Below are 23,293 nucleotides of genomic sequence, written 5' to 3'. Positions count from 1 at the left end.
ATCTCAAGCAGCGAGCAGGCTGCGCAGCATCCACGCGGTTTTCTCGTGCACCTGCATGCGTTGGGTCAGCAGGTCGGCAGTCGGCTCGTCGCTGACCTTGTCCAGTAGCGGGAAAATGCCGCGCGCAGTGCGTACGACAGCCTCTTGGCCTTGTACCAACTGCTTGATCATATCGTCGGCGCTGGGTACGCCTTCCTCTTCCTTGATCGAGGACAGGCGGGCGTAGGCGGCGTAGGTGCCCGGCGCCGGGAAGCCCAGTGCCCGGATCCGTTCGGCGATAGCGTCAACCGCGAGCGCCAGCTCGGTGTACTGACCTTCGAACATCAGGTGCAGGGTGTTGAACATCGGACCGGTGACGTTCCAGTGGAAGTTATGGGTCTTCAGATACAGGGTGTAGGTGTCAGCCAGCAGGCGCGAGAGGCCTTCGGCGATGGCGGCGCGATCCTGTTCGGCGATTCCGATATTGATTTCCATGGCTTTTCTCCTTTCAGGTGAGCCCAGGGTGTCTATCCCGCAGTGTTGGTGAGAGCTTAACACGTAGGGCGTCGGGGTGATCTTGGCTTATATCAATGAAAGCGATGATTAGAGGCTATTGATAGCGGACGGTTCAGCTGGGGCCAATAAAGCTTGCCCCCTGGCTGGGCGTCAATCTTGTATGCGGCAAAATGCTTGCTGCGCTGAAGCTGCTTGGCTGGGGCAGGGCGGAAATCCTCCTGCAGAGCGCTGGGGCTGCTCGTTGCGAGGGCCTTGGTCCATGGTCGGTGTCTGGGTAGGCGGCGCTGTTCATTTATGGAAGGTGTCTGCCGGGCGGCTGCGTCATGACGATTTACGCTATATAATCCCGCTCTTTATCGAAGCGCGGCGTGCGGTTGGACGTTCGCTGCGGTGTAGCTCCTGCCTAGGGCGTTGGGGGCTGCCTGACCTATCCAAGACCTCAGAGAAGCGAAACACGATCATGATGCGCAGCCACTATTGCGGCCAGTTGAACGAGAGCCTGGATGGCCAGGAAATCACCCTTTGCGGCTGGGTACACCGTCGCCGTGACCATGGCGGGGTGATTTTCCTCGATATCCGTGATCGTGAAGGCCTGGCTCAGGTGGTATTCGATCCTGATCGTGCCGAGACCTTCGCCAAGGCCGACCGTGTACGTAGCGAATATGTAGTCAAGATCACCGGCAAGGTGCGCCTGCGTCCGGAAGGCGCGCGCAACGCCAACATGGCCAGCGGTGCCATCGAAGTGCTGGGCTACGAGCTGGAAGTGCTCAATGAGGCGGAAACCCCGCCGTTCCCGCTCAACGAATACACCGACGTCGGTGAAGAAACCCGCCTGCGCTATCGCTTCATCGATCTGCGTCGTCCGGAAATGGCCGAGAAGCTCAAGCTGCGCTCGCGCATCACTTCGAGCATCCGTCGCTACCTCGACGACAACGGCTTCCTTGACGTCGAAACGCCGATCCTGACCCGCGCTACTCCTGAAGGTGCGCGCGACTATCTGGTACCGAGCCGCACCCACGCCGGCAGTTTCTTCGCCCTGCCGCAGTCGCCGCAGCTGTTCAAGCAGTTGTTGATGGTCGCGGGCTTCGATCGCTATTACCAGATCGCCAAGTGCTTCCGCGACGAAGACCTGCGTGCCGACCGCCAGCCGGAATTCACCCAGATCGACATCGAGACCAGCTTCCTCGATGAAAAAGACATCATGGACATCACCGAGACTATGGTGCGCAACCTGTTCAAGGAAGTGCTGGACGTCGAATTCGGCGAACTGCCACATATGACCCTGGCCGAAGCCATGCGCCGCTTTGGTTCGGACAAACCGGACCTGCGCATTCCGCTGGAACTGGTGGATGTGGAAGATCAGCTCAAGGACGTCGAATTCAAGGTCTTCGCCGGCCCGGCCAACGACCCGAAATGCCGCGTCACCGCGCTGCGCGTTCCGGGCGGGGCGAGCATGCCGCGCAAGCAGATCGACGACTACACCAAATTCGTCGGCATCTACGGTGCCAAAGGCCTGGCCTACATCAAGGTCAACGAGCGTGCTGCTGGCGTTGACGGTTTGCAGTCGCCGATCGTCAAGAACATCCCGCTGGACAACATCAATGTCATCCTCGATCGCGTTGGCGCTGTCGATGGCGATATCGTGTTCTTCGGCGCCGACAAGGCCAAGATCGTCAGCGAGGCCCTGGGCGCGCTGCGTATCAAGCTGGGTCATGACCTCAACCTGCTGACTTGCGAGTGGGCGCCGCTGTGGGTCGTCGACTTCCCGATGTTCGAGGAGAACGATGACGGCAGCCTGACCGCCATGCACCACCCGTTCACTTCGCCGAGCTGCAGCCCCGAAGAGCTGGAGGCCAACCCGGCTGCCGCGCTGTCGCGCGCCTATGACATGGTGCTCAACGGCACCGAACTGGGTGGCGGTTCGATCCGTATTCACGACAAGGCCATGCAGCAGACCGTTTTCCGTGTGCTCGGCATCAGCGAAGAAGAGCAGCAGGAGAAGTTCGGCTTCCTGCTCGATGCGCTGAAATACGGCGCGCCGCCCCATGGTGGCCTGGCCTTCGGCCTCGATCGTCTGGTGATGCTGATGACCGGTGCTTCGTCGATCCGAGAAGTGATCGCCTTCCCGAAAACCCAGAGCGCGGCCTGCGTCATGACTCAGGCTCCGGGCATCGTCGACAACAAGTCTTTGCGCGAGCTGCATATCCGCCTGCGCGAGCAACCCAAGGCCGAATAAGCCTGCAAAAGAAGCCTGGAGATCCCAGGCTTCTTCGTTATGGGGTGTGGAGACTCTAGCGCTCTCGCCCCGGGAATAGTGAAAACCGTATAGATGGAGTGAGTTATGGCCGGTCATTCCAAGTGGGCCAACATCAAGCATCGCAAAGGGCGTCAAGACGCCAAGCGCGGCAAGATTTTCACCAAACTGATTCGTGAGCTGACGGTCGCCGCCAAGCACGGTGGCCCGATTCCTGCGGACAACCCGCGTCTGCGTCTGGCCGTGGACAAGGCGCTGACCAATAACATGTCGCGTGACGTGATCGACCGCGCCATCGCTCGCGGTGCCGGCAACAATGAAGCCGACAACGTCGTCGAGTTCAGCTATGAAGGTTACGCGCCAAGCGGCGTGGCGATCATCGTCGAGGTGATGACCGATAACCGCAATCGTACTGCCGCCGAAGTGCGCCATGCCTTTACCAAGTGCGGTGGCAACCTGGGCACTGATGGTTCGGTCGCCTACATGTTCGACCGCAAGGGTCAGATCAGCTTCGCGCCGGGCGTCGATGAGGATGCCCTGATGGAAGCTGCGTTGGAGGCTGGTGCTGACGACGTGGAAATGGGCGAAGACGGTTCAGGCTTGGTGTCGACCAGCTTCACCGAGTTTCATGCCGTCAACGAAGCGCTGAGCGCAGCTGGTTTCAAGGCCGAGGAAGCGGAAATCGCCATGATCCCTTCGATCAGTGCGCCGATCGCCGATCTGGAAACCGCGCAGAAGGTATTCAAGCTGATCGACATGCTCGAAGATCTGGACGATGTGCAGAACGTCTACCACAACGCCGAAGTGGCCGACGAGATCATGGAGCAGCTGAGCTAAGCAGCTTATCGCCCGGATGCTCAGGGTGGGCCGGGCAAGCCCGCCATGCAGCGCGACCTTGATGGGCTGAAGCGGATTGCTGCCCGGCCCACCCTGCAGTTTTCTCTGGTTTCACCGGTGCGTCACGAGTGACGGCGCATTGGCAGCCCCGTATACTCGCCAACTGGATAAATAGACAGTTGCTGATATGACCCTGATTCTAGGCATCGACCCGGGTTCGCGTATTACCGGCTATGGCGTGGTGCGCGATACCGGGCGCGGTTGCGAGTACGTGGCGTCGGGCTGCATTCGTACCGGCAACGGGCCGCTGGCTGAGCGCCTGCAGATCGTCTTTCGCGGCGTCAGCGAGGTAATTCGCACCCATGGCCCGGTGACCATGGGCATCGAGCAGGTATTCATGGCGCGCAATGCCGACTCGGCGCTCAAGCTCGGGCAGGCGCGAGGCGCCGCCATCGTCGCCGCAGTGGAAGCCGGGTTGGAAGTCAGCGAGTACACGGCCACTCAGGTCAAGCAGGCCGTGGTCGGTACTGGGGCAGCGGACAAGCAGCAGGTACAGATGATGGTCATGCACCTGCTCAAACTGGTGCAGAAGCCGCAGATCGACGCTTCCGATGCCCTGGGTATCGCCTTGTGCCATGCGCACCATCGACAGAGTCTCATTCCTCATGGGCTGGCCGGCGCCAAGCGGCGCGGTGGTCGCCTTCGTTTGTAATCGAATCAAAGGAAACAGCGGTGATCGGACGTTTGCGCGGCACCCTGGCGGAGAAGCAGCCGCCGCATTTGCTTCTGGATGTGAATGGCGTCGGTTATGAGCTGGAAGTACCGATGACGACCCTTTATCGTCTGCCTGCGGTGGGCGAGCCGGTAACCCTGCATGCTCACCTTGTGGTGCGTGAAGATGCGCACTTGTTGTATGGCTTCTTCGAAAAGCGCGAGCGTGAGCTGTTTCGCGAGCTGATTCGTCTCAATGGTGTCGGCCCCAAGCTGGCGCTTGCATTGATGTCGGGGCTGGAGGTCGATGAGTTGGTGCGTTGTGTGCAGGCTCAGGACACCGCAGCGCTGGTCAAGGTACCTGGAGTCGGCAAGAAAACTGCAGAGCGTCTGCTGGTCGAGCTCAAGGATCGCTTCAAGGCCTGGGAGTCGATCCCGTCCATTGCGCCCTTGGTGGTTGAACCTCAACTGGCTCAGGCAGTCTCAAGCGCGGAGAATGACGCCGTCAGCGCCCTGATCTCCCTCGGTTACAAACCGCAGGAAGCCAGTCGAGCCGTTGCTGCCGTCAAGGAAGATGGCATGAGCAGTGAAGATTTGATCCGACGCGCCCTGCGCGGCATGGTTTAGTGGAACCCTATTGATGATCGAAGCCGATCGCCTGATTACCGCCAGTCCACGTGAGCGCGAAGAGCAGCAGGACCGGGCCATTCGCCCGCTGCGCCTGGCCGATTACATCGGTCAGCCCGTCGTGCGTGAACAGATGGCGCTGTTCATTCAGGCTGCGCGGGGTAGGGCCGAAGCGCTCGACCACACGCTGATCTTTGGCCCGCCAGGGCTGGGCAAGACCACCCTGGCCAATATCATCGCTGAAGAAATGGGCAGCTCGATCAAAAGCACCTCTGGCCCGGTGCTAGAACGCCCGGGCGATCTGGCTGCGCTGCTGACCAACCTGGAAAGCGGCGATGTACTGTTCATCGACGAGATTCACCGCCTGTCGCCGGTGGTCGAGGAAGTGCTGTATCCGGCGATGGAGGATTTCCAGCTCGACATCATGATTGGCGAAGGCCCAGCGGCCCGCTCGATCAAGCTGGATCTGCCGCCCTTCACCCTGGTTGGCGCCACCACTCGTGCCGGCATGCTGACCAATCCGCTACGTGACCGCTTCGGTATCGTCCAGCGCCTGGAGTTCTACGGCATCGACGATCTGGCCACCATCGTCTCGCGCTCCGCTGGGATTCTCGGCCTGCCCATCGAAGCCAAGGGCGCCTATGAGATCGCCCGTCGCGCGCGTGGCACCCCGCGTATCGCCAACCGTCTGTTGCGCCGTGTGCGCGACTTCGCGGAAGTGCGCGGTAACGGCCATATCACACAGTTGATCGCCGATCAGGCGCTGAATCTGCTGGATGTAGACGAACGCGGTTTCGATCATTCCGACCGTCGCCTGCTGCTGGCCATGATCGAGAAATTCGACGGCGGTCCGGTGGGGCTCGATAGCCTGGCGGCAGCGATAGGTGAAGAGCGCCATACCATCGAGGACGTGCTCGAACCGTATCTGATTCAACAGGGTTACATGATGCGCACGCCGCGCGGGCGCGTGGTCACTCGTCATGCCTATCTGCACTTCGGGCTGAACATCCCCAAGCGCGCTGGCGAGCAGGTCGCTGGCGATCTTTTCGCGGCAGGTGACGAATGACGAAAAAATTGTTACCAGCCCGGATTGGCAAGCAGCAGGCCGGGGACTAGAGTATGCGCGCGCAAAACGGAGTCCAGCCGTTCAGCCACCATTGCCGGGTCTATTACGAAGACACCGATGCAGGCGGCATCGTCTACTACGTCAACTATCTCAAATTCATGGAGCGGGCTCGCACCGAGCGCCTGCGTGAGCTGGGTTATGCCCAGTCGACGCTTGCCGGTGAGGGCCTGTTGTTCGTCGTGCATTCGGCCGAGGCGCGCTATCACGCGCCGGCGCGACTGGATGACGAGCTGGTGATCAGCGCCGATGTGATCGAATTGAACCGTGCCAGCCTGCGCTTTCGTCAACAGGTCAGGCGGGCTACGGATGATGTGCTGCTCTGTGAAGGGCAGTTTCTGGTGGCCTGTGTGCGCGCCGACAACTTGAAACCCCGGGCTATCCCCGAAACCCTGCGACACGCGTTCGCCGGGACGCAGGCGCCGGGTTTAATTGCAGCAGGAGAGTAAGCGTGGAAGCTAACGCCGTTGACCATATGTCGATGTGGAGTCTGATCAGTAACGCCAGCTTTGTGGTTCAGCTGGTCATGCTGACTCTGGTGGCCGCCTCGGTCATTTCCTGGGTGATGATCTTCCAGCGCAGTAATGCCATCCGCGCCGCCAAGCGTGCGCTGGACAATTTCGAGGACCGCTTCTGGTCCGGCATCGACCTGTCCAAACTGTACCGCCAGGCGGGCAGCAACCCGGACCCGGATTCCGGTCTGGAGCAGATCTTCCGTGCCGGCTTCAAGGAGTTCTCCCGTCTGCGTCAGCAGCAGGGCGTCGACCCGGATGCGGTGATGGACGGTGTGGCGCGCGCCATGCGTGTGGCCATCTCCCGTGAAGAGGAAAAATTGGAGACCGCTCTGCCGTTCCTGGCAACCGTCGGTTCCACCAGCCCTTATATCGGCCTGTTCGGCACCGTATGGGGCATCATGAACTCCTTCCGCGGTCTGGCTCAGGTGCAGCAAGCCACTCTGGCTACCGTGGCGCCGGGCATTGCAGAAGCGCTGATCGCTACCGCCATCGGCCTGTTCGCAGCAATCCCGGCGGTCATCGCCTACAACCGCTTCTCTGCCCGCAGCGAAATGCTGATCGGCCGTTACTACACCTTCGCCGACGAGTTCCAGGCCATCCTGCACCGTAAAGTGCACACCTCGGAAGACTAAGGCGAGCGAAGAGGACAGGTTTTAACCATGGCGAGAATTCGCAACAGACGCAAACCGGTCGCCGAGATGAACGTGGTGCCCTACATCGACGTGATGTTGGTACTGCTGGTCATCTTCATGGTCACCGCGCCGATGCTCAATCAGGGCGTCAAGGTCGATCTGCCCAAGGTCAGCAGTGAAGCGCTGCCGCAGGACAACGACGCCCAGGTGCTGACCATTTCCATCAAGGCTGACAAGACCTACTACTGGAACATGGGTAGCGAGGTCGACGTCGATACCGAGCAGGAGCGTGCCTCGACCCTCGAGCAGATGACTCAGGCTGTGTCGGCGATCATTGCCGAGAACCGTCGTCAGGGTAAGCAGGTGCAGGTATTCGTGCGTGGTGATCGCACGGTCGATTACGGCACCGTGATGTCGGCCATGGGCGGTCTGCAGCAGGCCGACGTGGGCAACGTCGGACTGATTACCGAGGCTCCCTGATGCAGCAAACCGAGCGTTCGCAATCGGAAAGCTACTTCTGGCCCGTGGTTTGGGCGGTGGGTCTGCATGTCCTGATGTTCGCCATGCTGTTCGTCAGCTTCGCCTTCACCCCGGAGCTGCCACCGGCGCGCCCAGTGGTGCAGGCTACGCTGTATCAGTTGCAGTCGCAGAGCCAGGCCACCACGCAGACCACGCAGAAGGTTGCAGGCGAAGCGCAGAAGACCTCGGCGCCGCAGTTCGAGACCGAAAGGCTGGAACAGAAGAAAGCCGAAGAGCAGAAGCAGGCCCAGGCCGAAGCGCAGAAGGTAGCCGCAGCCAAGAAAGCCGAGGAACAAAAGCAGGCCGAAGAAGCTCGAAAGGCCGAGGCGGCGAAGAAAGCCGAGGCCGATAAGGCCGCCGAGCAGAAACGCCAGGCCGATATCGCCAAGAAGCGCGCCGAGGAAGAGGCGAAGAAGAAAGCCGCAGAGGACGCCAAGAAGAAGGCTGCCGAGGACGCGAAAAAGAAAGCGGCGGAAGAGGCGAAGAAAAAGGCTGCTGCCGAAGCTGCTAAGAAGAAGGCTGCCGAGGATGCCAAGCGCAAGGCCGAAGAGGCCCGGCGCAAGGCGGCCGAGGATCAGAAGGCTGCGGCGCTGGCCGATTTGCTGTCGGACAACGTAGAGAGGCAGCAAACAATTGCCGATACGCATGGTGATCAAGTCGCCGGTAGCTATGACGATTTGATTCGGCGTTTGGTTTCTGAAAGCTGGAGTCGTCCGCCTTCGGCGCGTAATGGCATGAGTGTCGTTGTCCAGATAAATATGCTACCGGATGGGACTATCACTAATGCATCCGTGTCTCGATCCAGTGGAGACAGCGCATTTGATAGTTCAGCTATCTCAGCGGTGCGTGCCGTGGGCCGTATTCCTGAGATGAGGGGAATTCCGGCTGCTGACTTTGCGCCTTATCGCTCATTCAAAATGACGTTCACACCCGAGGATCTGTCGCTGTGAAAAAGCTCTCGCAAATACTTTTCTTGCTGATCACTTGCATTTCATTAAGTGCATGGGCAGAAGAAAAAAATATTTTGGTGACGAGTGGGGCTGATCGTGCGATCCCCATCGCCGTGGTGCCGTTCGGCTGGCAAGGTGGTTCGGTACTGCCTGAAGACATGTCGCAGATCATCGGTAACGACCTGCGCAACTCCGGCTATTTCGAGCCGATCCCTCGGCAGAACATGATCAGCCTGCCAGCCCAGGCCAGCGAGGTCATGTACCGCGACTGGAAGGCACTGGGCGCCCAGTACGTGCTGGTCGGCAACATCGTGCCCAATGGTGGTCGGCTGCAGGTGCAGTACGCGCTGTTCAACGTCAACACCGAGCAGCAGATCATGACCGGAAATGTCGGTGGTGGTACCGATCAGATGCGCGACATGGCTCACCATATCGCCGACCAGTCGTTCGAGAAGCTCACCGGCGTCAAGGGGGCGTTTTCCACGCGCCTGCTGTACGTCACTGCCGAGCGCATGGGCACCAACAACACCCGTTACACCCTGCAGCGTTCCGACTACGACGGTGCCCGTGCGGTAACCCTGCTGCAATCGCGTGAGCCGATCCTGTCGCCGTCGTTCGCACCGGATGGCCGCCGTATCGCTTACGTCTCGTTCGAGCAGCGTCGCCCGCGCATCTTCGTGCAGCACATCGACACCGGTCGTCGTGAGCAGATCACCAACTTCGAAGGCCTCAACGGTGCACCGGCCTGGTCGCCAGACGGCAACCGCCTAGCCTTCGTGCTGTCTCGCGATGGCAACCCGGAAATCTATGTGATGGACATGGGCAGCCGGCAGATGCGCCGCATTACCAACCATTACGCCATTGATACCGAACCCTTCTGGGGCAAGGACGGTCAGACGCTGTACTTCACTTCGGATCGTGCGGGTCGTCCGCAGATCTACAAGACCAATATCAATAGCGGGGCAGTGGAGCGTGTGACCTTCGTCGGTAACTACAACGCCAACCCGAAATTGTCGGCTGATGAGAAGACCCTGGTGATGATTCATCGTCAGGACGGCTTCACCGTGTTCAAAGTGGCTGCACAGGACCTGGAAACCAACCGTTTGCGCATACTTTCAGACACAAGTTTGGATGAGTCGCCCACTGTTGCGCCCAATGGCACCATGCTAATCTACGCCACCCGCCAGCAGGGCCGGGGAGTCTTGATGTTGGCGTCCACCAATGGACGCGTGAGGCTCCCTCTTCCTACCGCTCAAGGCGAAGTTCGAGAGCCTTCTTGGTCCCCTTACCTGAACTGATGCGGCGCTACACCTTTTTGCTTAACACAACTGGGGTTCATTAGGAGTTATATGATGGAAATGCTGAAATTCGGTAAGTTCGCTGCACTGTCCCTGGCTCTCGCCGTTGCTGTAGGTTGCTCCTCCAAAGGCGGCGACGCTGCTGGCGAAGGTGCTGTTGACCCGAACGCTGGCTACGGTGCCAACACTGGCGCTGTTGATGGCAGCCTGAGCGAAGAAGCTGCTCTGCGCGCTATCACCACCTTCTACTTCGAGTACGACAGCTCCGACCTGAAAGCCGAAGCCATGCGCGCTCTGGACGTACACGCCAAGGACCTGAAAGGCAACGGCGCTCGCGTCGTTCTGGAAGGCCACGCTGACGAGCGCGGTACCCGTGAGTACAACATGGCTCTGGGCGAGCGTCGTGCCAAGGCCGTTCAACGCTACCTGGTTCTGCAGGGCGTTTCCCCGGCTCAGCTGGAACTGGTTTCCTACGGCGAAGAGCGTCCGGTTGCCACTGGCAACGACGAGCAGTCCTGGGCTCAGAACCGTCGCGTAGAGCTGCGTAAGTAAGCTGCCATGCGAGATTGCCGCCGTATCCTGACCCTTCTGACACTCGCCTTGCCGCTCGCGGCGATGGCGGAGGTTCCCGTACTGGAAAGCAGCTCCATGCAACAGGGCAGCAGCTATCCACCGGCGGGTTATGGTACGGCCGGCTCCTCTGCCGGAGCGGGTGCGCAAGCACCCGCTTCTGCGCAGGGTATGCTGTTCAACCAACTCGAGCAGATGCAGCAGGAAATTGCTCAACTGCGGGGCATGGTCGAAGAGCAGCAGAATGAAATCCAGCGCCTCAAGCAGGAAGGCCTGGAGCGTTACCAGGATCTGGATCAACGCATTTCTTCCGGTGCTGCCGGTGGAGCTCCCGCACAGAATTCAGCCGATGGCGCGGTAAACGCCAATGGCACCCCGACGCCACCTGCCGCACAGCAGCAGGCCGGCGCCGAGCCGGGTGATCCGGCCAAGGAAAAACTCTATTACGACGCCGCCTTCGACCTGATCAAGGCCAAGGATTTCGACAAGGCGTCGCAGGCGTTCACCGCCTTTCTCAACCGTTATCCCAGCAGCCAATATGCGGGTAACGCCCAGTATTGGTTGGGTGAGGTGAATCTGGCCAAGGGTGACTTGCAGGCAGCCGGTCAAGCCTTTGCCAAGGTCAGCCAGGCTTATCCGAGTCACGCCAAGGTGCCAGATTCACTGTTCAAGCTGGCCGATGTCGAACGTCGCCTGGGTCACAACGACAAGGCTCGTGGCATTCTTCAGCAAGTCATCGCGCAGTACCCGGGTAGCTCGGCCGCCCAGCTGGCTCAGCGCGACCTGCAACGGCTGTAGATCGACACTCGATGAATAAACCCGCGCCCGTCGCGGGTTTTTCTTATCTGGCTTCGCGTGATCCATTAGAATGCGCGCTCGCATGCGAGGCGGGGTTTCAGCTCGGCTGATGTCCTTGTCGCCATGCCTTGTCGAATGTCGGCCGACGCCGGCGTTCCTGTCTTTCACGCAACGGAGGCGGATGGCCTGTTTCGTCATCACGCCCGTGGCTACCATGCAAGAAACCCTGCGCATCACCGAGATTTTCTACTCGTTGCAGGGGGAAACGCGTACCGCCGGCTTGCCGACGGTATTCGTGCGCCTGACCGGCTGTCCCCTGCGCTGTCAGTACTGTGATACCGCCTACGCCTTCAGTGGCGGCGAGGTCGTCACCCTGGACAGTATCCTCGACCAAGTGGCTGCCTATCGGCCGCGCTACGTGTGCGTAACCGGCGGCGAGCCGCTGGCCCAGCCGAACTGCATCCCCTTGCTCACGCATCTGTGCAATGCCGGTTACGAGGTATCACTGGAAACCAGTGGCGCGCTCGATGTATCGGCAGTCGATCCGCGCGTCAGCAAGGTGCTCGACCTGAAGACCCCGGGCTCTGCCGAAGTGCAGCGCAATCGCTACGAGAATGTCCAGTGGCTGACTCGTAATGACCAGGTCAAGTTCGTCATCTGCTCGCGTGAAGACTACGACTGGGCAGCATCCAAACTGATCGAGTATGACCTGGCCGCGCGTGCCGGCGAGGTGCTGCTCTCGCCCAGTCACAAACAGGTCGATGCACGTGCGCTAGCCGACTGGATCGTGACCGATAACCTGCCAGTACGCCTGCAACTGCAACTGCACAAGATTCTCTGGAACGACGAGCCGGGACACTGAATATGAACGAGAAGAAAGCGGTCATCCTCCTTTCCGGTGGCCTGGACTCGGCCACCGTGGTCGCCATGGCCAAGGCCGAAGGCTACAGCTGCTACAGCATGAGTTTCGATTACGGGCAGCGCCATCGAGCCGAGTTGCAGGCAGCCGAGCGTGTGGCGCGGCAGCTGGGAGTGGTCGAGCACAAGGTGATCGGCCTGAACCTCAACGGCATCGGCGGTTCGGCATTGACCGATAGCAGCATTGCCGTGCCCGAATCGCCCTCTGAAGGTATTCCCGCCACCTACGTGCCGGCACGCAATACGGTGTTCCTGGCGCTGGCGTTGGGCTGGGCCGAGGTGCTCGAGGCGCGCGATATCTTCATTGGCGTCAACGCGGTGGATTACTCGGGCTACCCGGATTGCCGCTCCGAGTTCGTCGACGCCTTCGAGCGTATGGCCAACCTGGCAACCAAGGCGGGTGTGGAGGGGCAGGGCTTTGTCATTCGCGCACCGCTGCAGCAGATGAGCAAGGGCGAGATCATCCAGGCCGGTATGCGCCTGGGCGTGGATTACGCACTCACGGTATCTTGCTACCAGGCCGATGATGACGGCCGCGCCTGTGGCAAGTGCGACAGCTGTCGCCTGCGTGCAGCCGGTTTCACCGCAGCCGGGGTGCCTGACGCTACGCGCTATGTGTGAAAAAGTTTTCGCGAAGTGTTGATTTCCTGAACCAAATCAGTATCATGCGCCTCGCGTTGGGTCGTTAGCTCAGTTGGTAGAGCAGTTGGCTTTTAACCAATTGGTCGTAGGTTCGAATCCTACACGACCCACCAGATCGCAAAAGCCAGTCGCAAGACTGGCTTTTTTTTGCTCTCGGAAAAGCCCTCTTGCCGATGTTGCCCTGCCTGTGGCGATGGGCAGCCAGGGGGTATACTCGCAGCTCGCTCAAGAGCGCCGCAGGTTCGATGATATGACGCAAATTTCCGAACGCCTTCTGGTCCAGGCCCACCTCGATGCAAAGCAGCCCAAACCGCTGACTGTCGAGGAGGAAGCTTTCTATCGCCGTGAAATCGCCGCCGAGCTGAAGAAGCAGAATGCGGTGCTGGTAGCGCACTATTACTGCGATCCGGTCATCCAGGCGCTGGCTGAGGAAATCGGTGGCTGCGTTTCCGACTCCCTGGAAATGGCTCGCTTCGGCAATCAGCATCCGGCACAGACTGTGGTGGTAGCCGGGGTCAAGTTCATGGGTGAGACGGCGAAGATCCTCAACCCGGAAAAGCGCGTGCTGATGCCGACCCTGGAGGCGACCTGTTCGCTCGACCTGGGCTGCCCGGTGGATGAGTTCTCGGCCTTCTGCGACCAGCACCCGGAGCGCACCGTGGTGGTTTACGCCAACACCTCGGCCGCCGTGAAGGCGCGCGCCGACTGGGTGGTGACCTCCAGCTGCGCGTTGGAGATCGTCGAGAGTCTGATGGACAACGGTGAGACCATCATCTGGGCGCCAGACAAGCATCTGGGCAACTACATCCAGCGCGAGACCGGCGCCGACATGCTGCTGTGGGACGGCGCCTGCATCGTGCACGAGGAGTTCAAGTCCAAGCAGCTGTTGGACATGAAAGCCCTGTACCCGGACGCCGCCATTCTGGTGCACCCGGAGTCGCCGCAGAACGTGGTGGAGCTGGCCGATGCCGTGGGTTCCACCAGCCAGTTGATCAAGGCGGCGCAGACCCTGCCCAACTCGACCTTCATCGTCGCCACCGACCGCGGCATCTTCTACAAGATGCAGCAGCTGTGCCCGGACAAGACCTTTATCGAGGCGCCCACTGCCGGTAATGGTGCCGCCTGCCGCAGCTGCGCGCACTGCCCGTGGATGGCGATGAATACGCTGGAGCGCGTGCTGACCGGCTTGCGTCAGGGGTCTGGCGAGATTCATGTTGATCCGGCACTGATCCCCAAGGCGATCAAACCGCTCAAGCGTATGCTGGATTTCACCCAGGCTGCGCGAATGAAGGTCGCGGGTAACGCCTGAGAGGAGCAGCGACCAGCTTCAACTCACACGCTGTAGCGCCTGCTTAGGCAAGCGACTTGCCTTGTCCTTGCACGGTCTGCTCCCTCTCCTGCAAGTGGGAGAGGGGGAGGCAAACACGTAGCCCGGATTGCATCCGGGCTACTTCAGCTTGCCCAGTTCTCCGGCTCGTTGACCACGTCTAGCAGCGCACGCAGGCGGCCATAGTCACGACCGTTGAAGGCAAAGGCCAGGCGCGTTAGGTGGCACAGCTCGGGCTCGTCGTTTTCCAGCTCGCAATGGGGCTGCTGAGTGAAACCACCGCTCTTGCACAGTCCGCTGAATTCCTCGTCGAGTCGCGCGAGTGTCTGCTCGTTGAGCGGGTGGTTGAGACGAATCACGAAGCTATCCTTGAGCCAGCGGCTGGAGTGGAAGTTGCGATAGAAGTGGACGATTTCATCTACCGCTTCTTCGGCGCTGTACACCAGGTGCATCAGGTTCAGATCGCTGGGCAGGATGTAGCCATTGTCTTCAAGCTGGCGGCGCATGAAGCCCAGGGCGTCCTTCCAGTAGCTGCCACCCGGCTGATCGAGCAATACCACCGGTACCAGCGGGCTTTTGCCTGTCTGGATCAGGGTCAGCACTTCCAGCGCCTCGTCGAGCGTGCCGAAACCGCCGGGGCAAAGCACCAGACCGTCGGCCTCCTTGACGAAGAACAGCTTGCGCAGGAAGAAGAAATGGAATGACAGCAGGTGGTTGCTGCCGCGCATCGTCGAGTTGGCCGTTTGTTCGAAGGGCAGGGTGATGTTGAACCCCAGGCTGTTGTCCACGCCGGCGCCTTCATGGGCGGCGGCCATGATGCCGCCGCCTGCGCCGGTGATCACCATCAGGTCACGCTGCGCCAACCGTGCGCCCAGTTCACGAGCCTGCAGGTACAGCGGATGATCGGCTGGCGTGCGGGCCGAGCCGAAGACGGTGACCTTGCGCCGACGCTTGAGCTGTTCCAGTACACCGAAGGCATTTTCCATCTCGCGCAGGGTCTGCAGCATGATCTTGGCGTCCCAGCGGTTGCGGTCCGCCTGGGCCATATGGATCACGGTACTGAGCATTTCCCGGTACAGCTGCAGGTTCGGGCTGTTGCCGGGGGCTGCCAGTGCCACCAGTTCGTCGACCTTGCGGGTCAGGTCGACTTCGCTGGTTTGCACGTGGCGCGACAGATAGTCGTCCGCTTCGTAAGGCATGAAGGCTCTCCTGTTCTGAGACGGGCGAGAGGCTGATGCGGCTCGCGCCCGTACCGGTTCCGTGATTATGGCGTTTCATGACACTTGCCACAGCCAGGTTGCCGTTTCGCTGCCTGCTTTTCGTAAGCGCCGGTTACAGGGCGATCTGCTCACCGGGTTCGGGAATGTTGGCGATCCAGTTCAGGCGTTCGCGCAGGGCGGCTTGCAGGGCCTGCATCTTATCCAGCTCGCCGTGCACCAGGTACAGCTCGGGGTGGTGCTCGAACTGGCTCGCCCAGTCGAGCAGCTGCGACTGACCGGCGTGCGCAGAAAAACCGCCCAGCGTGTGCACCCTGGCTTTCACCGCAATGCGCTGGTGCAGCACTTTGACCGTTTCTGCGCCGTCGACGATCAGGCGGCCGAGCGTGCCCTTGGCCTGGAAACCGGGGAAGACCAGATGGCAGTTCTCGCGCCACAGATTGTGCTTGAAGTGGTGGACGATACGCCCGCCGTTGCACATGCCGGCGCCGGCAATGATGATCGCGCCGCTCTTGATCCGGTTGATCGCCATGGACTCTTCCGCCGTTGGCGTGCAGCGCAGGATCGGTAGCCAGTCCTCTACCCGGGTGACACCCTTGGCAGCCAGTGCAGCGCGGTCTTCGGCGGCGAACTGATCATGGAAGCGGCTGTAGATGGCATTGGCGCGTATGGCCATGGGGCTGTCGAGGAATACCGCCTGCTGCGGCAGGCGGCCTTCCTGATAGAAGCGGCCGAGGTAGTAGATCAGATCCTGGGTGCGGCCGACGGCGAAGGAGGGGATCAGCACGTTGCCACCTTCCTTGTGCGCCTGCTGCAGAATCTCGGCCAGCTCCTCCAGGGTTTCGTCACTGGGGCGATGATCACGGTCGCCGTAGGTCGACTCCATCAGCAGTACGTCGGCCTTGTTCAGTTGGGTCGGCGCCTGCATCAGTGGCGAGCAGGTATTGCCCAGGTCGCCGGAGAACACCAGATGACGCTGCAGGTGGTGATCCTGCACCTGCATTTCGACGATGGCCGAGCCGAGAATGTGGCCGGCATTGTGGAAGGTGACCTGCACGCCCTTGGCCACCTCGATCGTTGTGCCGTAGGCATGCGCGCGGCGCTGGCTGAGCGCCTGCTCGGCATGGGCGATGGTGTAGAGCGGCGTGATCGCCGGCTTGCCCTGGCGGGCACGCCAGCGGTTCTCCCACTCGGCGTCCTTCTCCTGGAGGAAGGCCGAATCCAGCAGCATCAGTTCGAGCAGTTCGCTGCTGGCCTCAGTGGCGTGGATCGGGCCGCGATAACCCTCGGCGACCAGGCGTGGCAGCAGCCCGCTGTGATCGAGGTGGGCATGGGAGATCACCACCGCATCCAGCTCCCGCGGGTCGAAGGGGAAGGCGCTGCGGTTCTGGTCCTCTTCCTGGCGGCGCCCCTGGTGCATGCCGCATTCGAGCAGGACCTTGGCCCCGTCGCGACTCTCCACCAGGTAGCAGGAGCCGGTAACTTGTTGGATTGCACCGAGAAAAGTGAGCAGGGCCATGGTTCTATCCTTGTTGTGATGATGTGGCGAGTCTGCTGGTTTGAAGCGCCGCGTGGTTTGATGCAGGTCACTCGATGTAGGGCTCCGGGTGCCTAAACTGCAAGCGAATTTTCAGGAGATGACCCATGCCTCAGCTATTGCCCGATGCCGCGACTCTGGCTCAACACGCCCAGCAATACCCCGACTTCGCCCACTGGCAGGCGGGCCACGGACCTGTTCAGCATAGCCCGCAGACCAGCGCTGCGGTCTTTCGTCTGGCCCATCAGCTGGTGCAGAGCGGCTTGCAGCCCGACTTGCCGAGCGTCTACCGCCTGTTTCGCGCCCTGGATTCGCTGACCGCAGCCGGCCTCTGGCTGGTGGTGCACATGACCTATGCCCAGCGCGTTCGGCTCGATGGTCAGCCGCTGCAGGCCGAGGACTTCAAACCGGTGCCGGAAGGTCATACCGGTGGCGCGCTGAACATGGTGCCTGCCTACGCCGGTTACCTGGCACTCAATGCCCTGACCGCCGAGACACGTGGCTGGTTGATGGGGCAGGGCCATTGCGTGGCGGCAATCGAGGCGCTGAACCTGCTGACCGGCAACCAGCATCCCGAGCAGGCTGAGCGCTATGCCTGTGATGAAACGGGCATGAGCCGCCTGGTGGCAGATTTCTACAGCTATGCGCAGGCGGCGGACGGCCGCCCTGGCGTGCCGCTGGGCAGCCATGTCAATCCGCACACCGCTGGTGGTATCGCCGAAGGCGGCTACCTGGGCTTTGCCGAGTTGCAGTACGCGCATCTGCCATTGCCGGGCGAAAAACTGGTGGCGTTCCTCTCCGATGGCGCCGCCGAGGAGCAGCGCGGCAGCGACTGGATGCCGCGCTGGTGGCGTGCCGAGGATTGTGGTGTGGCGCTGCCGCTGATGATCGCCAACGGTCGGCGTATCGAGCAGCGTACCGAACTCGGCACGCTGGAGGGGCTGGAGGGCTTTCGCCGGCACCTGCGCGGCTGTGGTTTCGATCCGCTGAGCTTCGATGGACGTGACCCGGCAGCTTTCGTCTGTGCGCTGTGGGAAATGGAGCAGCGCCTGGCGCATCGGGTCGATGAGCGCAATCGCGAACTGATCGACTATCCCCTGCCTATGCCCTACGGCATTGCTGAAACCACCAAGGGCTATGGCTTCTATGGAGCTGGCAGCAATGCCGCGCACAACCTGCCGCTACCGGCAAGCCCGGCGCTCGATGCGCACGCACGCGAACTGTTCAACCAGCATGCGGCGGCGTTGTGGGTGCAGCCGCAGGCATTGGCTGAGGCCTGCAGCCTGTTCGCTGCCGGCAAGGGGCGTGAGCCTGAACGAGACAATCCACTGGCCCGTCGTCAACCCGCGCAGCCGGTACAGCCAGCGCTGCATTTTCACGACAAGGCCTGTTCGCCCATGAGTGCGCTGGATCGCTACTTTGTCGATCTGGTACGGGCCAATCCGCAGTTACGCGCCCGTGTTGGCAACCCGGACGAACTGGCCAGCAACCGCCTGGGTGGCGTGCTGAAGGCGCTCAAGCACCGTGTCAGCCAGCCGGAAAGCGAGCTGGAATCAGTGCATGGCGCGGTGATCACGGCGCTCAACGAGGAGGCCGTGGTTTCCGCCTGTCTGGCCAACCAGGGCGGTCTGAACCTGGTGGCCAGTTACGAGGCGTTCTGCGTGAAGATGCTCGGCGCGGTGCGTCAGAGCCTGATCTTCGCCCGCCAGCAGAAAGAGGCCGGGCGCTCGGCTGGCTGGCTGGGTTGGCCGCTGGTGGCGACTTCGCACACCTGGGAGAACGGCAAGAACCAGCAATCGCACCAGGACACCACCTTCTGTGAGGCGCTGCTGGGCGAGATGCACGATGTCATGCGCGTGCTGCTGCCGGCCGACCACAATTCGCTGCTGGCGCTGCTGCCAGGCATCTATCAGGAGCGCGGCAGGTTGGCTTGCCTGGTGGTGGCCAAGCGCGAGCAGCCCTGCAGCTTCACGGCGGCGCAGGCGCAACAGCTGGCCCGTGATGGTGCCTTGCTGGTGGCTGCCGAGGGCGAGGGCGAGCCGGTGCTGCTGATCGCCAGCGGCAGTTACCAGTTGCACGCGATGCGCCGTGCTGCCGTTCGTCTGAGTCAGCATGCGGTGGCCTGGCGTCTGATTTACTTGCAGGAGCCAGGACGTTTTCGGGCGCCGCGTGATGCCTGGGAAGTACCGGCGCTGGCTACGCCTGCAGAGCATGAAGCGTTGTTCCCCGCTGCGTACCGGCGGCGCGTATTGCTCAGCCATATGCGCCCGGAGGTGGCTCGGGGCCATTTGTCCACGGTGTTGGGCGAGGGCACGTTCTGTCGGGCACTGGGTTATCGCAACCGTGGCGGCACCTTCGACGAAGCCGGCATGCTGTTCGCCAACGGCTGTACCTGGGCGCATGTGTTGCAGAGTGTCGCCGAAGTGCTGGGCACAGCGGTCGATGCCTGGCTGACTACCGAGGAACGGGCCGCGCTGGCCGGCACGGGAGATCCTAATATCCTGCGCTGAATGATCGGGTTGGGGCAATTGCAAGGGAGGGGCAGGTATGCCCAGGCTGATTGTGGAGCTCGACACCGACCTCTATCGCATGCTGCAGGAGGCGGCACGAATCAACCAGTTGAGTCTGCAGGTGGAGTGCGTGCGTCGCCTCAAAGGGGGTAGGCGACGCTCACGCTACATGGAGGCCCTGCTCGCCGAGTTGCGCGCCGATGACGCCCAGCGCCGGGCGTAGCGAGGCTGAACCTGGCCAGCACTTACAGGCCGCAGTCACCCTTGTCGAAGGTTTCGACGGTAACCGGAAGGTTGCTGCGGTACTCGCTGAACTGATAACGCAGCTGCGCGCCTTGGGCCAGCAGGCTGCGATAGCCCTGATTGCGGCAGACGCTGGCCGCCAGTTGGCTGCGCACGATGTCCGGGTTGCCGCGCATGTTTGCCGCATGCGCCGGGCGCACGCTGAGGTGGTTGATCAGCGTGTGACCTTCCACGGTATAGCCCTGATCGAGAATGTCCTCGTTGATCGCCCGTGGCGTGCCCTCACTGCTCTGTCGGGCGACCTGCTCCAGGGTACGAGTCAGCTCCATTTCCTTCAGAGAGGCGGCCTGGGCGGTGGCAAGCATCAGGCTGAGTGCGAGGGCAGGAAGGATGTAACGCAGCATGTGATGTAACTCCTGAAGGCGTGGACAGCCTTGGACAGGCCACGGTCGTGAATGTTCGCGGCAGTGGCCATTGATCTGTGACGGTTGCAGTCTACTGGTTCTGGCCCGCCAGCGGTGCGGGTGAGGTGTTAGAATCGCGCGCCCAATCGCCGTTGCGCCTTCCATGACTCATCCAGCCCCACATGCCGTCGCCCGCCTGCGCACAGAGCGCCTGGCGCGCAGCCTCAAACCCTTCGTTGCCCGTGGCTCGCGTGCCGAGCGTTGCCTGCACTGTCGGGTGCAGCCGACCCATTGCCTGTGTGCCTGGCGCCCGCAGGTCGAGGCCAATGCCGCCATGTGCCTGGTGATGCATGACATCGAGGCGCTGAAACCGAGCAATACCGGATGGCTGATTGCCGACGTGGTGCCTGAAACCCACGCCTTTGGTTGGACGCGCACGGCCGTCGATCCGGCGCTGCTGGAGCTTTTGGCTGATCCGCAGTGGCAGCCGTATCTGGTTTTTCCCGGCGAGTACGTGGCGCCGCAGCGCGTGGTGGAGGAGGTGACTCTGGCGCCCGGCAAGCGTCCGCTGTTCGTGTTACTCGACGCGACCTGGACCGAGGCGCGCAAGATGTTTCGCAAGAGCCCGTATCTGGACGCGCTGCCGGTGCTGAGCCTGACGCCAGCGCAGCTATCGCGTTATCGCCTGCGTCGTTCTACCCGTGGCGAGCACCTGTGCACTGCCGAGGTGGCCGCCATGTGCCTGGAGTTGGCTGGCGACCTGCGTGCCGGCGAGGCGCTGGACGATTATCTCGATGTGTTCAGCCAACATTATCTGGCCGCCAAACGGCGTTTGCCGCTGGATCTCAACGACGCTCTGCACCAGCGTTTGCAGACGTACCGCTGAGTTCACTTTGCAGTGGCTTGGGCCACAGCTGAGCCAGCAACATCCCGCCAAACATCAGCGCGCAACCCAGGTAGCCACGCAGCGCTAGCACTTCGCCGAGCAACAGGGCGCCGGCGATGGCAGCGAACACCGCCTCCAGCGAGAGAATGATCGCTGCATGCGAGGCGATGGCATGTTGCTGCGCCACCACCTGCAGGGTGAAACCGATCGCCACGCCGAATACGCCGCCATAGAGAATGGCCGGGGCAGCTTTGACAATGCCGTCCAGCGTCGCGGTCTCGAACACCAGGGCTAGGGCCAGACTGATCACCGCGCAGGTGGCGAACTGGATGAAGGCCAGGCGCAGCGGGTCGTGACGGCTGGCGAAGAATCCTACCAGCAACACATGCACGCCCCAGACGAAGGCACCGGCCAGTTGCAGCCAGTCGCCGGAGGCCACGGTAAAGCCTTCGCCGACGCTGAGCAGGAACATGCCGACCACTGCCAGGCTGGCGCCCAACCAGATGCCGGCGCTGCTGCGCTGGCCGATCAGCAAGCCGAGAATCGGTACCACGATCACGTACAACCCGGTGATGAAGCCGGAGTTGGTCACCGTAGTGAACAGCAGGCCGACCTGCTGCAGGTTGATCCCCAGCGACAGCGCCAGCCCCATGATCACACCACCCACCAGCAGGTTGCGATTCAGTGGTGCAGCAGGCCGCTGTTGGCGACGCTGCAGCAACGCCAGCACCGGCAACAGAACCAGGCAGGCGAGGGTGAAGCGCAGGCCGGTATAAAGGAAGGGGCCGATGTTATCCATGCCCAGACGTTGGGCGACGAAGGCGCTGCCCCAAATCATCGCGGTAATCAGCATTAACAGGTCGGCGCGCAGGGCTTGGCTTCGCATTGGGGCGTCTCGGCGGGAAAGTTGCGCATCCTGCCGCAAAGCATTGAGCTTGACCACCCCGTCACAGCTCGGCATGCTGAGCGCCGTCGTCGGTCCGAGCGGGGAGTCTGTGATGCTCATTGAGCAGGCTTGAGCGGGTCGTCAGGCGAAGAGCACTGCCATACTCACCTCAGTGCCACTTATAACAAGAACAGGATCTGCCAATGGCCGCCTACGAAATCCTGATTGCTGATGACCACCCGCTGTTTCGCAGCGCGCTGCAACAAGCCCTGACCCTGGGCCTGGGGCCTGAAGTGCATCTGGTAGAAGCTGCCAGCATCGCAGAGCTTGAAAACCACCTGGCCGCCAAGAGTGATTGGGACCTGGTCCTGCTTGACCTCAACATGCCCGGTGCCTACGGTTTTTCTGGTCTGGTACTGCTGCGTGGGCAGTACCCGCAGATCCCTGTGGTGATGATCTCTGCTCAGGAAGAAGCCTCCGTGGTCAACCGCTCCCGCGAATTCGGGGCCAGTGGCTTCATCCCCAAATCCAGCCCGCTGGAAACCCTGCAGCAAGCGGTGCGCCATGTACTTGATGGTGACACCTGGTGGCCGCCGCTGGCCGAGGAGGGTGCGCCGGTTTCCGCCGAGGCCAAGGCGGCCAGTGCCGGCCTGGCCAGTCTCACGCCACAACAGTTCCGCGTCTTGACCATGGTCTGCGAAGGGCTGTTGAACAAGCAGATCGCCCATGAGCTGAGCGTGTCCGAGGCGACGGTCAAGGCGCATGTGACGGCGATCTTTCGCAAGCTGGGCGTGCGCACCCGCACTCAGGCGGCGTTGCTGTTGCAGCAGATGGAGTCGATCCCCGCGCAGTAAGCTGCGCATCGCGCTGCGTTGAAAGCAGGCCCGGCCTGCTTATATACAGCGCGTAAACTGCGCAGTCTCACTCGCTTTCGCCTTGCATACCTTTAGCTCGCGATCTCGCATATAGGTGCTCGCGCTGCGGATGCAGTAAGCTGCGCGCCTCGTCCAGAAGGGGTAAGGCGCATGTCGCCATTCAAGGGCCAGACCGGCCTGAAACGTATCCTCAACGCCGCCAGCTATTCGCTCGATGGCCTGCGCGCCGCGTTCTTCGGCGAAGCAGCCTTTCGCCAGCTGGTGTTGCTCAATCTGGTGCTGATTCCATCGGCCTTCGTTCTTGACGTCAGCCGCGGTGAGCGTGCGCTGATGGTGGCTGTGTGTCTGCTGGCGCTGATCGTCGAGTTGCTCAACTCGGCGATCGAGGCGGCTATCGACCGCATTTCTCTGGAGCGCCACCCACTATCGAAGAACGCGAAGGACATGGGCAGCGCCGCGCAGTTCGTGGCGCTGGGCATGATCGCCTCGGTCTGGGCGGTCATCCTGCTTGGCTGACGC

At 61.6% G+C, this 23,293-nt stretch carries 25 protein-coding genes and 1 tRNA gene; 21 read left to right on the top strand and 5 right to left on the bottom strand.

Going from position 1 to position 23,293, the window contains the following annotated elements:
• Positions 1 to 3: 3 nt before the first annotated feature.
• Positions 4 to 474, bottom strand: a complete 471-nt coding sequence (locus AAEQ75_RS01825) for a Dps family protein (protein ID WP_013714439.1) — start codon at positions 472 to 474, stop codon at positions 4 to 6.
• A 481-nt stretch (positions 475 to 955) separates the two neighbouring features.
• Between AAEQ75_RS01825 and aspS the strand changes: the two genes are divergently transcribed.
• The 16 genes from aspS to nadA all read left to right on the top strand — a co-directional run bounded on the left by aspS (position 956) and on the right by nadA (position 14,198).
• Entirely contained in the window at positions 956 to 2,731 is a 1,776-nt protein-coding gene (gene aspS, locus AAEQ75_RS01820; protein ID WP_143506073.1) for an aspartate--tRNA ligase, read from the top strand.
• A gap of 105 nt (positions 2,732 to 2,836) precedes the next feature.
• Complete coding sequence (locus AAEQ75_RS01815) at positions 2,837 to 3,586, top strand: YebC/PmpR family DNA-binding transcriptional regulator (protein ID WP_106733084.1); 750 nt, start codon at positions 2,837 to 2,839, stop codon at positions 3,584 to 3,586.
• A gap of 187 nt (positions 3,587 to 3,773) precedes the next feature.
• Positions 3,774 to 4,298 (top strand): crossover junction endodeoxyribonuclease RuvC, encoded by a 525-nt coding sequence (gene ruvC / locus AAEQ75_RS01810; RefSeq protein ID WP_017361755.1) that lies wholly within the window; start codon positions 3,774 to 3,776, stop codon positions 4,296 to 4,298.
• A 20-nt stretch (positions 4,299 to 4,318) separates the two neighbouring features.
• Complete coding sequence (ruvA, locus tag AAEQ75_RS01805; RefSeq protein ID WP_017677959.1) at positions 4,319 to 4,924, top strand: Holliday junction branch migration protein RuvA; 606 nt, start codon at positions 4,319 to 4,321, stop codon at positions 4,922 to 4,924.
• A 13-nt stretch (positions 4,925 to 4,937) separates the two neighbouring features.
• The gene (ruvB, locus tag AAEQ75_RS01800; RefSeq protein ID WP_125833971.1) at positions 4,938 to 5,990 is read left to right on the top strand and encodes a Holliday junction branch migration DNA helicase RuvB; all 1,053 of its coding nucleotides are present in this window, start codon (positions 4,938 to 4,940) and stop codon (positions 5,988 to 5,990) included.
• A gap of 53 nt (positions 5,991 to 6,043) precedes the next feature.
• A complete protein-coding gene (gene ybgC / locus AAEQ75_RS01795; RefSeq protein ID WP_055983695.1) occupies positions 6,044 to 6,496 on the top strand; it encodes a tol-pal system-associated acyl-CoA thioesterase in 453 nt (150 codons plus the stop codon).
• 2 nt (positions 6,497 to 6,498) lie between these two features.
• Entirely contained in the window at positions 6,499 to 7,194 is a 696-nt protein-coding gene (gene tolQ, locus AAEQ75_RS01790) for a protein TolQ (protein WP_099522201.1), read from the top strand.
• A gap of 27 nt (positions 7,195 to 7,221) precedes the next feature.
• Positions 7,222 to 7,674 carry a protein TolR gene (tolR, locus tag AAEQ75_RS01785; RefSeq protein WP_021488348.1) on the top strand — a complete coding sequence of 151 codons (453 nt, stop codon included), beginning with the start codon at positions 7,222 to 7,224 and terminating at the stop codon, positions 7,672 to 7,674.
• Positions 7,674 to 8,663 (top strand): cell envelope integrity protein TolA, encoded by a 990-nt coding sequence (gene tolA, locus AAEQ75_RS01780; protein WP_343350720.1) that lies wholly within the window; start codon positions 7,674 to 7,676, stop codon positions 8,661 to 8,663. The genes tolR and tolA overlap by 1 nt, the downstream gene beginning before the upstream one ends.
• A gap of 23 nt (positions 8,664 to 8,686) precedes the next feature.
• Entirely contained in the window at positions 8,687 to 9,961 is a 1,275-nt protein-coding gene (tolB, locus tag AAEQ75_RS01775; RefSeq protein WP_430523438.1) for a Tol-Pal system beta propeller repeat protein TolB, read from the top strand.
• Between the two features lie 54 nt (positions 9,962 to 10,015).
• Positions 10,016 to 10,513: a peptidoglycan-associated lipoprotein Pal gene (gene pal / locus AAEQ75_RS01770; RefSeq protein WP_003241687.1), complete on the top strand. Its 498-nt coding sequence runs from the start codon at positions 10,016 to 10,018 to the stop codon at positions 10,511 to 10,513.
• Positions 10,514 to 10,519: 6 nt separating this feature from the next.
• Complete coding sequence (ybgF, locus tag AAEQ75_RS01765; protein ID WP_343350718.1) at positions 10,520 to 11,329, top strand: tol-pal system protein YbgF; 810 nt, start codon at positions 10,520 to 10,522, stop codon at positions 11,327 to 11,329.
• A 214-nt stretch (positions 11,330 to 11,543) separates the two neighbouring features.
• Positions 11,544 to 12,191, top strand: coding sequence for a 7-carboxy-7-deazaguanine synthase QueE (gene queE, locus AAEQ75_RS01760; RefSeq protein ID WP_343350717.1), 648 nt, complete (start codon positions 11,544 to 11,546; stop codon positions 12,189 to 12,191).
• Between the two features lie 2 nt (positions 12,192 to 12,193).
• The gene (gene queC / locus AAEQ75_RS01755) at positions 12,194 to 12,868 is read left to right on the top strand and encodes a 7-cyano-7-deazaguanine synthase QueC (protein WP_343350716.1); all 675 of its coding nucleotides are present in this window, start codon (positions 12,194 to 12,196) and stop codon (positions 12,866 to 12,868) included.
• A gap of 58 nt (positions 12,869 to 12,926) precedes the next feature.
• Positions 12,927 to 13,002 (top strand) — tRNA-Lys (locus AAEQ75_RS01750).
• A 137-nt stretch (positions 13,003 to 13,139) separates the two neighbouring features.
• The gene (gene nadA / locus AAEQ75_RS01745) at positions 13,140 to 14,198 is read left to right on the top strand and encodes a quinolinate synthase NadA (protein ID WP_343350715.1); all 1,059 of its coding nucleotides are present in this window, start codon (positions 13,140 to 13,142) and stop codon (positions 14,196 to 14,198) included.
• Positions 14,199 to 14,341: 143 nt separating this feature from the next.
• Here the strand turns inward: nadA and AAEQ75_RS01740 are convergent, their stop codons facing one another.
• Together AAEQ75_RS01740 and AAEQ75_RS01735 are read right to left on the bottom strand one after the other, a co-directional pair.
• On the bottom strand, positions 14,342 to 15,415 hold the full coding sequence (locus tag AAEQ75_RS01740) for an LOG family protein (RefSeq protein ID WP_343350714.1): 1,074 nt from the start codon (positions 15,413 to 15,415) through the stop codon (positions 14,342 to 14,344).
• Between the two features lie 133 nt (positions 15,416 to 15,548).
• A complete protein-coding gene (locus AAEQ75_RS01735) occupies positions 15,549 to 16,952 on the bottom strand; it encodes an MBL fold metallo-hydrolase RNA specificity domain-containing protein (RefSeq protein WP_179575817.1) in 1,404 nt (467 codons plus the stop codon).
• Positions 16,953 to 17,077: 125 nt separating this feature from the next.
• On the opposite strand from AAEQ75_RS01735, the gene AAEQ75_RS01730 reads away from it, so the two are divergent.
• Positions 17,078 to 19,480 (top strand): xylulose 5-phosphate 3-epimerase, encoded by a 2,403-nt coding sequence (locus AAEQ75_RS01730; RefSeq protein WP_343350713.1) that lies wholly within the window; start codon positions 17,078 to 17,080, stop codon positions 19,478 to 19,480.
• Between the two features lie 37 nt (positions 19,481 to 19,517).
• Positions 19,518 to 19,703, top strand: a complete 186-nt coding sequence (locus AAEQ75_RS01725; RefSeq protein ID WP_343350712.1) for a hypothetical protein — start codon at positions 19,518 to 19,520, stop codon at positions 19,701 to 19,703.
• 22 nt (positions 19,704 to 19,725) lie between these two features.
• Here the strand turns inward: AAEQ75_RS01725 and AAEQ75_RS01720 are convergent, their stop codons facing one another.
• A complete protein-coding gene (locus AAEQ75_RS01720) occupies positions 19,726 to 20,127 on the bottom strand; it encodes a quorum-sensing-regulated virulence factor family protein (protein ID WP_343350711.1) in 402 nt (133 codons plus the stop codon).
• 163 nt (positions 20,128 to 20,290) lie between these two features.
• Between AAEQ75_RS01720 and AAEQ75_RS01715 the strand changes: the two genes are divergently transcribed.
• Positions 20,291 to 21,013: a tRNA-uridine aminocarboxypropyltransferase gene (locus AAEQ75_RS01715; RefSeq protein WP_343350710.1), complete on the top strand. Its 723-nt coding sequence runs from the start codon at positions 20,291 to 20,293 to the stop codon at positions 21,011 to 21,013.
• On the opposite strand, the gene AAEQ75_RS01710 is transcribed toward AAEQ75_RS01715, so the two are convergent.
• Positions 20,973 to 21,899, bottom strand: coding sequence for a DMT family transporter (locus AAEQ75_RS01710; protein ID WP_343350709.1), 927 nt, complete (start codon positions 21,897 to 21,899; stop codon positions 20,973 to 20,975). The two genes, AAEQ75_RS01715 and AAEQ75_RS01710, sit on opposite strands and share 41 nt — an antisense overlap.
• Before the next feature lie 203 nt (positions 21,900 to 22,102).
• Here AAEQ75_RS01710 and erdR point away from each other — a divergent pair, with 203 nt between their 5' ends.
• Together erdR and AAEQ75_RS01700 are read left to right on the top strand one after the other, a co-directional pair.
• Complete coding sequence (gene erdR / locus AAEQ75_RS01705) at positions 22,103 to 22,753, top strand: response regulator transcription factor ErdR (protein WP_143506087.1); 651 nt, start codon at positions 22,103 to 22,105, stop codon at positions 22,751 to 22,753.
• Between the two features lie 171 nt (positions 22,754 to 22,924).
• Complete coding sequence (locus AAEQ75_RS01700; RefSeq protein WP_041977509.1) at positions 22,925 to 23,290, top strand: diacylglycerol kinase; 366 nt, start codon at positions 22,925 to 22,927, stop codon at positions 23,288 to 23,290.
• Positions 23,291 to 23,293 lie beyond the last annotated feature (3 nt).

This window comes from Pseudomonas sediminis (assembly GCF_039555755.1).
In the GTDB taxonomy this organism is placed as follows: domain Bacteria; phylum Pseudomonadota; class Gammaproteobacteria; order Pseudomonadales; family Pseudomonadaceae; genus Aquipseudomonas; species Aquipseudomonas mendocina_D.
The sequence above is the reverse complement of the archived record's forward strand: the minus strand, read 5'-3'. Positions and strand labels throughout refer to the sequence as shown.

Excerpts from the sequence above, each read along its gene's own strand:
- AAEQ75_RS01825 (WP_013714439.1), bottom strand. The coding sequence starts at position 474 with ATGGAAATCAATATCGGAATCGCCGAACAGGATCGCGCCGCCATCGCC.
- aspS (WP_143506073.1), top strand. The coding sequence starts at position 956 with ATGATGCGCAGCCACTATTGCGGCCAGTTGAACGAGAGCCTGGATGGC.
- AAEQ75_RS01815 (WP_106733084.1), top strand. The coding sequence starts at position 2,837 with ATGGCCGGTCATTCCAAGTGGGCCAACATCAAGCATCGCAAAGGGCGT.
- ruvC (WP_017361755.1), top strand. The coding sequence starts at position 3,774 with ATGACCCTGATTCTAGGCATCGACCCGGGTTCGCGTATTACCGGCTAT.
- ruvB (WP_125833971.1), top strand. The coding sequence starts at position 4,938 with ATGATCGAAGCCGATCGCCTGATTACCGCCAGTCCACGTGAGCGCGAA.
- ybgC (WP_055983695.1), top strand. The coding sequence starts at position 6,044 with ATGCGCGCGCAAAACGGAGTCCAGCCGTTCAGCCACCATTGCCGGGTC.
- tolR (WP_021488348.1), top strand. The coding sequence starts at position 7,222 with ATGGCGAGAATTCGCAACAGACGCAAACCGGTCGCCGAGATGAACGTG.
- tolA (WP_343350720.1), top strand. The coding sequence starts at position 7,674 with ATGCAGCAAACCGAGCGTTCGCAATCGGAAAGCTACTTCTGGCCCGTG.
- pal (WP_003241687.1), top strand. The coding sequence starts at position 10,016 with ATGGAAATGCTGAAATTCGGTAAGTTCGCTGCACTGTCCCTGGCTCTC.
- ybgF (WP_343350718.1), top strand. The coding sequence starts at position 10,520 with ATGCGAGATTGCCGCCGTATCCTGACCCTTCTGACACTCGCCTTGCCG.
- queE (WP_343350717.1), top strand. The coding sequence starts at position 11,544 with ATGCAAGAAACCCTGCGCATCACCGAGATTTTCTACTCGTTGCAGGGG.
- queC (WP_343350716.1), top strand. The coding sequence starts at position 12,194 with ATGAACGAGAAGAAAGCGGTCATCCTCCTTTCCGGTGGCCTGGACTCG.
- nadA (WP_343350715.1), top strand. The coding sequence starts at position 13,140 with ATGACGCAAATTTCCGAACGCCTTCTGGTCCAGGCCCACCTCGATGCA.
- AAEQ75_RS01740 (WP_343350714.1), bottom strand. The coding sequence starts at position 15,415 with ATGCCTTACGAAGCGGACGACTATCTGTCGCGCCACGTGCAAACCAGC.
- AAEQ75_RS01735 (WP_179575817.1), bottom strand. The coding sequence starts at position 16,952 with ATGGCCCTGCTCACTTTTCTCGGTGCAATCCAACAAGTTACCGGCTCC.
- AAEQ75_RS01730 (WP_343350713.1), top strand. The coding sequence starts at position 17,078 with ATGCCTCAGCTATTGCCCGATGCCGCGACTCTGGCTCAACACGCCCAG.
- AAEQ75_RS01725 (WP_343350712.1), top strand. The coding sequence starts at position 19,518 with ATGCCCAGGCTGATTGTGGAGCTCGACACCGACCTCTATCGCATGCTG.
- AAEQ75_RS01720 (WP_343350711.1), bottom strand. The coding sequence starts at position 20,127 with ATGCTGCGTTACATCCTTCCTGCCCTCGCACTCAGCCTGATGCTTGCC.
- AAEQ75_RS01715 (WP_343350710.1), top strand. The coding sequence starts at position 20,291 with ATGACTCATCCAGCCCCACATGCCGTCGCCCGCCTGCGCACAGAGCGC.
- AAEQ75_RS01710 (WP_343350709.1), bottom strand. The coding sequence starts at position 21,899 with ATGCGAAGCCAAGCCCTGCGCGCCGACCTGTTAATGCTGATTACCGCG.
- erdR (WP_143506087.1), top strand. The coding sequence starts at position 22,103 with ATGGCCGCCTACGAAATCCTGATTGCTGATGACCACCCGCTGTTTCGC.
- AAEQ75_RS01700 (WP_041977509.1), top strand. The coding sequence starts at position 22,925 with ATGTCGCCATTCAAGGGCCAGACCGGCCTGAAACGTATCCTCAACGCC.